At 62.0% G+C, this 13,011-nt stretch carries 10 protein-coding genes; 5 read left to right on the top strand and 5 right to left on the bottom strand.

Annotation, left to right across the window (positions count from 1 at the left end):
* Positions 1-74: 74 nt before the first annotated feature.
* Entirely contained in the window at positions 75-3,206 is a 3,132-nt protein-coding gene (locus NTD80_RS06950) for a transglycosylase domain-containing protein (RefSeq protein ID WP_262132831.1), read from the bottom strand.
* Positions 3,207-3,757: 551 nt separating this feature from the next.
* Between NTD80_RS06950 and NTD80_RS06945 the strand changes: the two genes are divergently transcribed.
* On the top strand, positions 3,758-5,176 hold the full coding sequence (locus NTD80_RS06945; RefSeq protein WP_106805036.1) for an amino acid permease: 1,419 nt from the start codon (positions 3,758-3,760) through the stop codon (positions 5,174-5,176).
* Between the two features lie 81 nt (positions 5,177-5,257).
* On the opposite strand, the gene NTD80_RS06940 is transcribed toward NTD80_RS06945, so the two are convergent.
* The 4 genes from NTD80_RS06940 to NTD80_RS06925 all read right to left on the bottom strand — a co-directional run bounded on the left by NTD80_RS06940 (position 5,258) and on the right by NTD80_RS06925 (position 9,652).
* Positions 5,258-6,397 (bottom strand): OpgC family protein, encoded by a 1,140-nt coding sequence (locus NTD80_RS06940; RefSeq protein WP_262132830.1) that lies wholly within the window; start codon positions 6,395-6,397, stop codon positions 5,258-5,260.
* A 132-nt stretch (positions 6,398-6,529) separates the two neighbouring features.
* Positions 6,530-6,826, bottom strand: a complete 297-nt coding sequence (locus NTD80_RS06935; protein ID WP_262132829.1) for a cupin domain-containing protein — start codon at positions 6,824-6,826, stop codon at positions 6,530-6,532.
* Positions 6,827-6,894: 68 nt separating this feature from the next.
* Complete coding sequence (locus NTD80_RS06930; protein ID WP_106805033.1) at positions 6,895-8,514, bottom strand: FMN-binding glutamate synthase family protein; 1,620 nt, start codon at positions 8,512-8,514, stop codon at positions 6,895-6,897.
* A 373-nt stretch (positions 8,515-8,887) separates the two neighbouring features.
* Positions 8,888-9,652, bottom strand: a complete 765-nt coding sequence (locus NTD80_RS06925) for a helix-turn-helix transcriptional regulator (RefSeq protein WP_106805031.1) — start codon at positions 9,650-9,652, stop codon at positions 8,888-8,890.
* A gap of 93 nt (positions 9,653-9,745) precedes the next feature.
* Between NTD80_RS06925 and NTD80_RS06920 the strand changes: the two genes are divergently transcribed.
* The 4 genes from NTD80_RS06920 (at position 9,746) to NTD80_RS06905 (ending at position 13,003) form a co-directional block, all read left to right on the top strand.
* Positions 9,746-10,567 carry a carbon-nitrogen hydrolase family protein gene (locus NTD80_RS06920; RefSeq protein WP_262132828.1) on the top strand — a complete coding sequence of 274 codons (822 nt, stop codon included), beginning with the start codon at positions 9,746-9,748 and terminating at the stop codon, positions 10,565-10,567.
* Between the two features lie 267 nt (positions 10,568-10,834).
* Complete coding sequence (locus NTD80_RS06915) at positions 10,835-12,187, top strand: APC family permease (RefSeq protein WP_262132826.1); 1,353 nt, start codon at positions 10,835-10,837, stop codon at positions 12,185-12,187.
* A gap of 100 nt (positions 12,188-12,287) precedes the next feature.
* Positions 12,288-12,560 (top strand): type B 50S ribosomal protein L31, encoded by a 273-nt coding sequence (locus tag NTD80_RS06910; protein ID WP_025858669.1) that lies wholly within the window; start codon positions 12,288-12,290, stop codon positions 12,558-12,560.
* Positions 12,561-12,724: 164 nt separating this feature from the next.
* On the top strand, positions 12,725-13,003 hold the full coding sequence (locus tag NTD80_RS06905) for a type II toxin-antitoxin system RelE/ParE family toxin (RefSeq protein WP_120447727.1): 279 nt from the start codon (positions 12,725-12,727) through the stop codon (positions 13,001-13,003).
* Positions 13,004-13,011 lie beyond the last annotated feature (8 nt).

Below are 13,011 nucleotides of genomic sequence, written 5' to 3'. Positions count from 1 at the left end.
AGGCCAGGGGCCGGGAATAAGTTTGAATACTGGGTCGGACAGGCCGGATAACCGCACCTTCCGTTCAACAAATGTCACCTCGAAAACAGCCGGCTACCGCCTTCGGTGACCGCCATCGTGGCGGGGGTGCACAAGGTATGGCTGCCCGGTTGCAGGTACGGCATCAGCACCGGTGCCATGCCCTTGAGCACCTGGACAGGCAACGCCGAGGTAAAGGTGAAATTCTGCGCGCCGCTGCCGGGGACGAAGGCGGTGAGGGTGCCGAAATGCCGGTCGCCGATGTAGAACACAAAGGTCGCCGTGCGGTTGATCGCCTTGGAGCTGAGGATGCGTCCACCGGCGCCGATCGCTTCGATACGGTTGTCGCCGGTGCCGGTCTTGCCGCCCATGGCCAGCGGTGTGCCGTCGGCCAGTTTGAAACTGCCCGACACGCGTTTCGCCGTACCTGCATCCACCACCTGCGACAACGCCCCACGCAATGCGGTGGCAACTTCGCTGGGCATCACCCGCTTGCCTTTGTCGGGGTTGTTCACCAACCGGGTTTCATACGGCGTGTCGGCGGCAAAGTGCAGGCTGTCGATGCGCAGCGTCGGCTCGCGTATGCCGTCGTTGAGGATGGTGCCGACCAGTTCCGCCAGCGCCGCCGGGCGGTCGCCCGAGCTGCCGATGGCGGTGGCCAGGGACGGCACCAGATGGTCGAACGGGTAGCCGACCGCCTGCCAGCGCTGATGAATATCCAGGAACGCTTCGATCTCCAGCATGGTGCGGATACGGCTGTCGCGCGCGCTTTTGTGCCGGCTCTTGAACAGCCAGCCGTAGACTTCCTGGCGCTCATGCTCGCTGGCGGCGACGGCCTGGGTGAAGGTAGCGTCGGGGTGGTTCAACAGGTAGCCGAGCAACCACAAGTCCAGCGGGTGGACCTTGGCGATATAGCCTTGGTCCGGCAGGTCGTAGGCGCCAGGGCCGTAATCTTTATAGAGCTTGGCCAGGCGTTCGTCGGTGAGTTTTTCCGAGGCTTTTTGCGTGTTCAGGTGCGCCCGGACAAAACGGTTGAAACTGTCCTGGCTGGCCTGCGGCAGCAGGTAACGGTGCACGGCAGCCAGGCGCATGGCGGTTGGGCGCATGCCGTCCAGGAAGGTGTCGAGCCGGGCCTGGGTGTCCTTGTTGCGGTACTTTTTCCAGAAGCGCAGCAGGAAGGTGGTGCCTTCGCGGTCGGCGAACTGGGCCAGGTATTCCTGGCGGCGTGGATCGCTGTCGTCCTTGAGCAGCTCGGCACTGTTGTTGGCGCCGTGATAGGTGCTGTAGCGCACCAGGTCGCGCATCAGGCGAATGAACGGCAGATTGATCGACTCACGCAGGGCGTCGCGCAGGCTCGGGCTGCGGCCGTTGTCTTCGTTGCGAAAGTTGTGAAAGTGATGCATCCCGCCACCGGTAAAAAAGCTCTCGCCGGGGCTGGCGGAATACTGCCGGTCAAGTGCCGCATCGAGCATCTTCGGCAGACTCTGGTCGCTGTTTTGCGCCAGGTAGTCCACCGCCCAGCGCGACAGGCGATCCTGTTCGTCGATGTCGACTTTCTTCAAGGCCGCAGGCGTCTGGCCGGCATAACGATCGTGCAGCTCGCTGATGATTTGCAGGTAGGTGGTGAGCACGCGCAGCTTCGCGGTGGAGCCGAGTTCCAGCTTGCTGCTCTCGTTGATATCGAAGGGCTGGTCGGTGTTGTCGGTCTGCACCCGCACGCGGGCGCCGTCGCCGGTCATCTCATACAACGTGAAGCTGTAGCGCACCTGGGCGGTGCTGGCGGGCGTCAGCAGGCGCGGGCCGAGCAGGCCGAGCTGGCCGGCGAAGGCGGGGTCGGCCAGGTGCTTGAGGTAGGCGGTGGCCTGGGTCTGCAGGTCATTTTGCAGGGTGCTGGTGGCGGACAGGTCGAGGCGGTCGAGGTCGTACAGCGGACGGTTGAGGAGGGCGGCCAGGCGACTGCGCGCGACGCTGATGCCTTTGTTGGTTTCAATCGGTTGCAACGTCGGTTGCTGCAGCCAGTCGCGGTAGGTGATGTTGCTCGCCAGCGCGGCCTTGGCCAGGGCCGGCTCGACCACGCCGTTCTGCTCCAGCAGGCGGATATGGCTGTCGGTCAGGCTCGTCAATTCGTCGCGGCCCTTGGACAAGTAATGCGAAGGCCGGCGCTGGGCAATCATCAACGACAACACTTCGCGCAGTGCCAGGCCTTTTTGCGCGAGGTGTTGCGTGCCGGGTTCGGCGAGCAGGGCGTTGGTTTTGTCAAAGTCGGCGCCGTACCACACCCGCAAACCTTCGGCCATGCCGTGCACTTCACCATGACCGGGCACGGCGGACAGCGGCACGCTGTTGAGGTAATCGCGCACAATATTCTGCCGGGCCTGCAAGGTTTGCGGGCCGGCCTGATAGGCGCGCACGCTGGCGGAAAACATCTGGCGCAGTTTCTCGCCGCCGGACAGGGTCAGGCCGTCGGGGGAGTGGCGGTATTTTTCCAGTTGCGTGGCCAGGGTACTGCCGCCGGCGCTCTGCCCGGGCAAGTGCAGCAGCCTGGCCACTTGTGACCATGCCGCCTTGGCGAAGCGCGGCCAGTCCACCGCCGGGTTGGCCTGGGGTTGGGCCGGGTCGAGCAGGTCGCGGTTCTCGATGAACAGCAGGCTGTTGACCACTACTGGCGGAATGGCGCTGAACTGCTGGTACGCCTGCTGCGGGTAGGTGAACTGGTACAGCGGCTCGGCCCGGCAGTCATTGATCGACAGGCCCGCCTGGATCTTTTCCGCATAGGGCACGAACAGGCCGCGCCCGACATACGTCATGAGTGGCGCGGAAAAGCGCACCTGGCTCTGCACCTGGTAATTGCGCTTGAGCAGGCGCGGCAGGAATTGATCGAGGTCGCTGTAGCCCAGGCGCTTGTCGAAGGGGCCATCACCGGGATACACGATGGCATCGCTCGCACCGGCTTGCAGCGTGTAGCCGAGAGTGCCCGCCAGCCGGCTGAGTTCGCGCGCCTGCCAGTGCGCGGTGCGCATCTCGCGCTGGGCGGCAAACCCTGCGGCGATCAGGCCGATCACCAGCAGCAGCCACACCAGGCGCCAGCGGTACGCGGGTCTGCGTGGGCGTCGTGGCAATGGTTGTTCATCCGCGCTGTCGGTGGGAACCGCAGCCTGGGTTGAATCGGTTTGCCATAAAGCGCCCATAGTCGATTGATCCCATCCCGGCAGATTGATCGGACTTGAATGAAGCTTAGACGCTGATTGGCGCCGTCGAAGAATTTGTCTGGGTGGGGTATCCGGTTACCACCGACTGTCGCGGCACTTCCCTACCGTTGGGGCTTATCGGACCCACTTCCATCGCATTACAGCCCGTTCGCCGATGGGGTGCTGGTGTGCCCGGCGCCGAGCCGACGCGTTATGTCGAGGATTCACACCCAGTGTCTTGTACCCGCGCAAATTGCTCTTCGACGCACCGCTGTGGACGCCCGGTGGATAGGCCGGGCTTGAAATGGCGCACCATTGCTGTGCGATACTCCAACCGCGCAATAGGATTTATACGGGAATTACCTCTGAATATTGCCGTTTATAGAGTGAAAATCACTGGGTTGAGCTTTTTATACTGCACCCCCCCTGATCTGGCCCGGCCAGACCGATTGACCCAAAAGGCCAAGCGGAAACGGTACGCCATGGCAGACCCGTCGTGACGTACCGGACTCAGAGGCTCATATCCAATAACAAGACGAGGTTGTATCCCTATGCCAGTCGGCAACCACCTGCCCCATGGCGAGACCGCTTCGGGCGGCCCGCTCAAACGCGAACTGGGCGAGCGGCATATCCGCCTGATGGCCCTCGGCGCCTGTATCGGTGTCGGCCTGTTCCTAGGCTCGGCCAAGGCCATCGAAATGGCCGGACCGGCCATCATGCTGTCCTACATCATCGGTGGCCTGGCCATCCTGGTGATCATGCGCGCACTCGGCGAAATGGCCGTGCACAACCCGGTGGCCGGCTCCTTCAGCCGCTATGCCCAGGATTACCTCGGGCCGTTGGCGGGCTTCCTGACCGGCTGGAACTACTGGTTCCTGTGGCTGGTGACCTGTGTGGCCGAGATCACTGCCGTGGCGGTGTACATGGGCGTGTGGTTCCCCGATACGCCACGCTGGATCTGGGCCCTGGCGGCCCTGATCAGCATGGGCACCATCAACCTGATCGCGGTGAAAGCCTTCGGTGAGTTCGAATTCTGGTTCGCGCTGATCAAGATCGTCACCATCATTGCGATGGTGATCGGTGGCGTCGGCATCATCGCGTTCGGTTTTGGCAACGACGGCGTGGCACTGGGGATTTCCAACCTGTGGGCCCACGGCGGCTTCATGCCCAATGGCATCCAGGGCGTGCTGATGTCGCTGCAAATGGTGATGTTCGCCTACCTGGGCGTAGAGATGATCGGCCTCACCGCCGGTGAAGCAAAGAACCCGCAGAAGACCATCCCCAGCGCCATCGGCTCGGTGTTCTGGCGCATTCTGCTGTTCTACGTGGGCGCGTTGTTCGTGATCCTGTCGATCTACCCGTGGAATGAAATCGGCACCCAGGGCAGCCCGTTCGTGATGACCTTCGAGCGGCTGGGTATCAAGACCGCCGCCGGCATCATCAACTTCGTGGTGATCACCGCGGCGTTGTCGTCGTGCAACGGCGGTATCTTCAGCACCGGGCGCATGCTCTACAGCCTGGCGCAGAACGGTCAGGCCCCGGCCACGTTCGCCAAGACCTCGAGCAACGGCGTGCCGCGCAAGGCGCTGCTGTTGTCGATCTTTGCGTTGTTGCTCGGCGTGTTGCTCAACTACCTGGTGCCGGAAAAAGTCTTCGTCTGGGTGACGTCGATTGCCACCTTCGGGGCGATCTGGACCTGGCTGATGATCCTGCTGGCCCAGCTCAAGTTCCGCAAGAGCCTGAGCCCGGCCGAACAGAAAGCCCTCAAGTACCGCATGTGGCTGTACCCGGTCAGTTCCTATCTCGCGCTGGCGTTCCTGGTGCTGGTGGTAGGCCTGATGGCGTACTTCCCGGACACCCGCGTGGCGCTGTATGTAGGGCCGGTGTTCCTGGTGCTGCTGACGGTGCTGTTCTACGTGTTCAAGCTGCAGCCGACCCAGGTCGGCGTGGGCTCACAGCGTTCGGCGTGACCCCTTGAACCTGGCCTGCCGGTGGTCACCACAGGCAGGCCAGCTAGGGTTCAAGTGTGCGGCAAGGTCAGCTACGTGCCCTCAGCCAACTGACGTGCTTGGCAGTGCAGTGCCCTGGACCAGGTTCAAACGCTTGTTGAACTCCAGCCATGCCGCCAGCCCCGCCATCAGTGCCAGCCCCAGCAGCGCACTGAAAATCTGCATGCTCCAGGCATCGTCAGCCATAGCGTTGAGCATGTCCGCCAGTGGCGCCAGCAACACGCCGAGGCAGAAGACTTCCAGGGAATAGCGGCCCATGCGGCAACTTTGCTGCGCCCACCAGTTCTGCGTCCAGCCGCGACCGGGCAGCAACTTGGCGGTGACGTAGGCCAGGGCCAGGAAGTGCAGCAGGCGCAGCGGCGACAGGTCGGTCTTGCTGATGGGGTAGATCACATCGCTGAGCCACGCGGGCATCAGCGCGTCGTGCACCTCGGGCCAGCGCCAGGATAGCGTCAGCACCGCGGCAGCCACGGTGTAGAGCGCTGCCGTGACGAACAGCGGTTGGCGCAGCAGCGGACGGTGTTCAGGCGCACGCGCCCGTCCGGCATGAAGCGCGGCCGCGCCACCCAGGATAAACAGAAACTGCCAGGTCACCGGGTTGAAGTACCACACGCCGTCGGCAATCGCCCGCAGGTTCCAGCCCATCCATGGCGCCAGCAGGTACACCGTCGCCGACGCGCCCACCACCAGCCAGGTCTTGCGCAACAGCAACGGCAGCACCAGCGGCAGCCCGGCGAGCAGCACGATGTACAGCGGCAGCGGGTCCATCAGGTTGGGTTTGAAACGCAGCAGCAGTTCATCGGTAAGGGCCTGCTGCGGGTGCGTGATGAAGTGCGTCAGGCCCATCTCCTCGACCAGGTCACGGGTTTCCACGTGGCTGTTGGCGAAGAACACGATGCCCATGAGCATCGCCAGCAAAAAGATATGCACCACATACAACACCCAGGTGCGGCGCAGGATTTTCAGCGAGGCCATCCAGTAGCCGTCGCGTTGCAGGATCTTGCCGTAGGCGAGCACCGCGGCGTAGCCGGCGAGGAACACGAACACTTCCGCGGCATCGCTGAAACCGACGTTGCGCAGGGTGATCTGGCCGAGGGGGTTGTGGGGGACGTGATCCCAGAAAATGAAGATCAACGCCAGGCCCCGAAAAAAATCGATGCGTGGGTCGCGTCCGTTCAGCATGGCAGCGGGCTCTTGAACAATAGGTTTAGTAATGACAGGCGAACGCGCACATCGTCGTACGCCGCACGTCGGGCGGGCGCAGGTTGGCGGTATTTATACGCAATTGCAAAGGTTGGGTATTACTGAATGTCTCTAGACATCAATGATCACCAGCGTGCCCTGGCTACCGGCGAGTACAGCGTGAGGGGTGCCGGCGTGCACGAGGTACATCTGGCCGGCTTGCACACGGATTTCTTCTGCGTCGATGCGCAGGCGTAACTGGCCGCTCACCACCAGCAGCCCTTCGTTGTAGTCGTGGGTCTCTTCCTCGTACGCGCGCTCATCCATGCGCAACACCTTGATCCGCGCCGGGCCGACCTGGCCCAGGCGCGTGGATTTCCAGGTATCGGGCAGCTGTGCGGCGATGGCGGAAAAGTCCAATAACGGCATGTGAATCTCCTTGTTTCAACGATGCCGTTCGGTGGTCCGGTTCAGCGGGGTGGGGGTGTGTCTCTCGGTCAGGCGGCGGCCACTTCGTTGGGCTCGAAACTGTCCGCCCGCGCCATCTGCCACATGCGCGAATAAAACTCGCCGTTCACTTCGCCGGTGAGCAATTCGCCAGGTTTCAGGAACACATGCAGCTGCGAGAACAGCTTGATTTCGGTGGCCGACATACGCCGCACCAGGTGTTTGGCCGACAGTTGCGACGGATGATCCAGGCCGGCTGCCGCAAGCATTTCAGCCAAGGCTTTCAGCGTGTTGCGATGGAAGTTGAACACGCGCTGGGCCTTGTCCGGTACCACCAGGGCGCGCTGGCGCAGCGGGTCCTGGGTCGCGACGCCGGTCGGGCATTTGTTGGTGTGGCAGCTTTGCGACTGGATGCAACCAATGGCAAACATGAAGCCACGTGCCGAGTTGGCCCAGTCGGCACCGATGGCCAGGACGCTGGCGATATCGAAGGCGCTGACGATCTTGCCGCTGGCGCCGAGCTTGATCTTGTCGCGCAGGTTCAGGCCCACCAGGGTGTTGTGCACGAACAGCAGGCCTTCACGCAGCGGCACGCCGATATGGTCGGTAAACTCTACCGGCGCGGCACCGGTGCCGCCTTCCTTGCCGTCGACCACGATAAAGTCCGGGAGGATGCCGGTTTCGAGCATGGCCTTGGCGATGCCCATGAACTCCCACGGGTGACCCAGGCAGAATTTGAAGCCCACCGGTTTGCCGCCGGACAGTTCACGCAACTGCGCGATGAACTGCATCATTTCGACCGGGGTGGAGAAGGCACTGTGGCGCGACGGCGAGATGCAGTCTTCGCCCATCAGGATGCCGCGGGTATCGGCGATTTCCTGGGTGACTTTGTGCTTGGGCAGAATCCCGCCGTGGCCCGGCTTGGCACCCTGGCTCATCTTGATTTCGATCATGCGCACTTGCGGGTTCTGTGCCTGCACGGCGAAGCGCTCGGGGTCGAAGCGCCCGTCGCTGGTGCGGCAGCCGAAGTAGCCGCTGCCCAATTCCCAGGTCAGGTCGCCGCCGTTTTCGCGGTGATAAGGGCTGATGCTGCCTTCGCCGGTGTCGTGGGCAAAGTTGCCGAGCTTGGCGCCCTGGTTCAGCGCGCGGATGGCGTTGGCGCTCAACGAGCCAAAGCTCATCGCCGAGATATTGAACACCGAGGCCGAGTACGGCTGCGTGCACTGCGGGCCGCCCACCATCACGCGAAATGCGCTGGGGTCGCTCAGCGGCGCGGGGCGCATGGAGTGGCCGATGAATTCGAAGCCCGACTGGTACACGTCGATCAGCGTGCCGAAGGGTTTGTCGGCGGTTTCGTTCTTGGCGCGCGAATACACCAGCGAGCGTTGGGCCCGCGAAAAGGGCAGGGCGTCGCTGTCGGACTCGAGCAGGTACTGACGGATTTCCGGGCGGATGGCTTCCACCAGGTAACGGATATTGCCCAGGATCGGGTAGTTGCGGCGCACCGCGTGGGGGCTTTGCAGCAGGTCGAACAGACCGATCAGGCTCAGTACACCGGTGACCAGAGTGATGGGCCACAGCCATTCATGTTCGATAAAAGGAAGGCTGGCGAGGGTGAAAATGACACAGGCAGCAAAGAACGCGTAACGGCTTAACAAGGACAGGCTCATACGGTTTTTCCTTGGTTCAACTCTGAAGGTCGATCACCCATTCTGCGCCTGTTGCGAAACCGCGGACAAGGTTTGAGCGCGCAGAGGCCCATTTCAGAGGGCTTGGCGCGCGGAACCCATCGGTTGACCAGAGCCACTTAAACACACGTTCTCCAACCTCTCCCAAAGTGAGCCGACCTTGAATATGCGGTGGGTCTCCTGACACGCCTGACCCAGGCGCAGACGGGCCTGGTCACGGCGGCTCTGGAGGCTGCGAGGGGCGATTGGATGGCGGTTGCCGATGGCTGCACGCAAGCGGTGGCCCATAACGAATCCACGCCCGACTCGGTCAAGTCGACGCTGGCGCTGTCCCACTCAGCGAGGAGCGTCGCGGCTAGTTCCGCTGCGCTTGCAGGAAAATAGAGAACAGTTCCGACTGGGATTTGATCCCCAGCTTGCTGTACATGTGCTTCTTATGGACTTTCACGGTTTCCACCGAGATTTCCAGCTTGCGCGCGATCTCCTTGCTGGAGCAGCCGCTGAGCATCAGGCGGCCCACGTCCAGCTCGCGGGCGGTGAGTTGGGCGCCCCAGTCGTCATTCTGGATCGGCGGCTGTGGGGTGCTGACCTGGTTGAGTTCAAAGGGCAGGCGCTGGCGCAGCAGGCTCAGCACCCAGGGCTGGATCAGCGATAGCAGGGCAATCTGCTGCGGGTCGAAACGCTGCTTTGAGCCCAGGGAGAGGCACAGGGTGCGCCCGTCCGGCAGGTGGCAATTGAACTGAATTTCATCGGCCACCACATTGAGGCGGAAGTAACGCTGGTAGTACTCGGTGAGTTCGAAATGCTCGGGCGCCACTTCAGCCAGGCGTAACAGGCCGGTGTGCGAGTGCTCGCGGCTGGCGATATAGAAAGGGTCGAGCAGGTAGAGGCCGTTGAGATAATCCTGGAACAAATGGTCCGGGGTGCCGTCGGCGCCCGGGCATTCGGCGAACACCAGCGGGCGGTGCTCGCTGCTGAACAGCAACACCACCCAACTGTCGAACGGCACGTACTGGTCGAGCAGGCGCACCAGTTGGGTCCAGAAGTTGGCCTGGTCGAGGGCGTCTATCATTTGCCCGACTGAACGGTGCCAGGCGATGTCTTGCAGCGAAACGGTCATGCGTCTACCCCCATAGGGTTACCCCGGCGGCGTGATTTCCCCGGCGTGTGCGGCTGCGCATACTGCGCCACAGATAAAACCACAGGATGTCCCATGAAGGTCGAATTTGCCCAGTTGGCAGGCCGCGATAACGGCACAGCTTACAACCTTGAGCGCGCGTTGGCGGCGATTGCTGCAAGTGCAAGCGACACGCAGCTGATCGTATTCCCGGAAACCCACCTCATGGGCTTCCCGACAGCCGAGACTGTCGCCGCCATCGCCGAGCCGGTGGATGGCCCTACTGTGCAGGCGATTATCCAGGCTGCCCAGGCGCGCGATATCGCGGTGGTGATCGGCATGGCCGAGAGCGACGGCGGCCAATTCTATAACACCACTTTGCTGATCACCCCCGAAGGCATCGCGCTGCGTTATCGCAAGACCCACCTGTGGGCCTCGGACCGGGGTGTGTTCACCCCGGGCGATCGCTACGCCACCTGCGTGTGGAACGGCGTGCGCGTGGGCCTGCTGATCTGCTACGACATCGAGTTTCCGGAAAGCGCCCGCGCGAATGCGCAGCTGGGTGCTGAATTGCTGATCGTCACCAACGGCAACATGGACCCGTATGGCCCCACGCATCGCACCGCGATCATGGCCCGGGCCCAGGAGAACCAGGCGTTTGCGCTGATGGTCAACCGCGTGGAAGAGGGTGATGGCGGCCTGCTGTTCGCCGGCGGCAGCGCCCTGGTGGACCCGTTCGGCACCTTGCTGTTCGAAGCCGGGCGCGAGGCCGGGCAATTTACCGTCGAGCTGGACCTCGACCAGTTGGTGGCGGCGCGCAAGGACTACCGCTACCTGGATGACCAGCGCTTGAAATTGCCCGGTGAGGTGATTGAGCACCCTGACGGCACGCGCGAGCTGCTGATCCCTGGAAACTGATGGAGCTCCTGTGGCGAGCGGGCTTGCCCCGCGTCGGGACGCGAAGCGTCCCCAAAACCTGCCACCGCGGGTTGCCTGGAGAAATGCGCTGAGTGCAATGGGGGCTGCTGCGCAGCCCAACGCGGGGCAAGCCCGCTCGCCACAATAAAACGGCTGGGCCTATCAATCGGCTTGGCCTTGTAAATCGGTTTGACCATAAGAAAAAAGACGTCCGCTTCACCGACTTCAGTTCTGCCATAAATCTAATAAATCAGCGGAGAATCGCTCATGGCTCGTTTGCAACGCACCCTGTCGTTAGGGTCGGTGGTGCTGTTTGGCATCGCCTATATGACGCCGATCATTGTGCTCGGCACCTTCGGCATCCTCGCGCAATCCACCGCCGGCATGGTCCCTGCCGCCTACCTGGCAGCGCTGGTGGCAATGTTCTTTACCGCCATGAGCTACGGGCGCATGGCCTCGGCGTTCCCGGTGGCCGGTTCCGCCTACAGCTACGTGCGCAAGGCGATCAGCCCCAAGCTGGGTTTTATCGCCGGCTGGGCGGTGTTGCTCGATTACCTGTTCCTGCCCATGGCCATCTGGCTGATCGGCGCGGCGTACCTCAACTCGGCGTTCCCTGCGGTGCCGCAATGGGTCTGGGTGTTGGCGTTTATCGGCATCACCAGCGTCATCAACATCATTGGCCTCAAGCTGGCGAATGGCATCAACGCCTTGCTGATGCTGGTGCAGTTTCTGGTGCTGATCGCGTTTGTCGCGCTGTGCATCCACTACATCGGCGGTGATGCGAGTAAGCCCTTGTGGACCGTCGCCCCGTTCTTCAACGGCCAGATGCAGATGCCGCTGATCATGAGCGGCGCTGCCATCGCCTGCTATTCGTTCCTGGGCTTTGACGCGGTCAGCACCCTCACCGAAGAAACCCGCGACCCTCGCCGCACCATCCCGCGGGCGATCATGTTGATCACGTTGATCGGCGGGCTGATTTTCGTGGCGGTGTCCTATTTCGTGCAGATCGCCCATCCGTCCTTCGAATTCGCCAATGTCGATTCGGCGGCGTATGAAATCGCGCGCAACATCGGCGGCGACCTGTTCGTGTCGATCTTCCTGATCGGCCTGATCGTCGGCCAGTTCGCCTCGGGGCTGTCGGCCCAGGCCAGTGGTTCGCGCCTGCTGTTTGCGATGGGCCGCGATGGCGTGTTGCCCAAGTCGTTCTTTGGCACTTTGCATGCGCGGTTCGGCACGCCGGTCAACAGTATCCTGCTGTGTGCAGCGGTGGCGCTGCTGGCGTTGAAGCTGGACGTAACCACCTCCACGTCGTTCATCAACTTTGGCGCGTTCCTGGCGTTCAGCCTGGTGAACCTGTCGGTGATCTTTCACTACTGGATCGGCGCCCAGCAGCGTGGCGTCCGTGAGTTGATCCTGTTCCTGGTGTTCCCGACCATTGGCTTGCTGGCGGACCTGTGGCTGATGATCAGCCTCGACCACCTGGCGATCTACCTGGGCCTGGTGTGGTTGGCGATCGGCCTGGGCCTGGTGTGGTTGGCGATCGGCCTGGTTTACCTGGGTTTCCTCACGCGCGGCTTCTCCCGACAGCCGCCGGAAATGGACTTCCAGGAGGCCGCATAGAAGCGTACGGCCTATTCTTATTGCAATCGGTTCTCGTTTGGGTGCATGATTTGTGTTACTGTATAACAAATCAAATGCACCCAGACGCCCCGGAGGCCTTATGAAAGCTGGTATCCATCCTGACTACCGTACCGTGTTGTTCCATGACACTGCCGCCGATGTGTTCTTCCTGATCGGCTCCACCGCCGACAGCGACCGCACGCATAAACACAGCGACGGCAACACCTACCCTTACATCCCGCTGGACGTGTCCAGCGCCTCGCACCCGATCTACACCGGCCAACAGCGCAAGACCCAGGCCGAAGGTCGTATTGCCGGGTTCAACAAGCGTTTCGCTTCGTTTGGCTCCAGCCCGAAAAAAACCGAGGCGTGAGGGCTCCGCGTTTCACCTCGAAGGCCGCTCCAGAGAATGGAGCGGCTTTTTTTTGCGCTACTGACCACTCGTCGCCGTATTCCAGTGCTTTTCCAGCCTTGCGTTGAATATCTCGAAAACCAATGTAGAGTTGGGGTTTAACGAATAACGTTAAGCGTTAACCAATGATAAGAAGCTTTAAATGCGCTGATACCAGAACCGTTTTTGAGACCGGTCGATCCAGGCGCTGGTCCGCCATCCTGTCGGTGGTGGAGCGAAAGCTGAGCATGCTCGATGCAGCGGTAGAACTCGCTGACTTGCGCTCCCCACCTGGGAACAGGCTCGAACCCTTGTATGGCGACCGAGAGGGGCAACACAGTATCCGAATCAATGGTCAATTCCGGGTCTGTTTCGTTTGGGGCCCTAACGGTCCGGAAAACGTTGAAATTGTGGATTACCACTGAGGTGAATC

The sequence above is a fragment of the Pseudomonas sp. 13B_2.1_Bac1 genome (genome assembly GCF_025466155.1).
Classification (GTDB): domain Bacteria; phylum Pseudomonadota; class Gammaproteobacteria; order Pseudomonadales; family Pseudomonadaceae; genus Aquipseudomonas; species Aquipseudomonas aylmerensis.
This window is presented reverse-complemented; position numbering and strand designations above follow the sequence as displayed.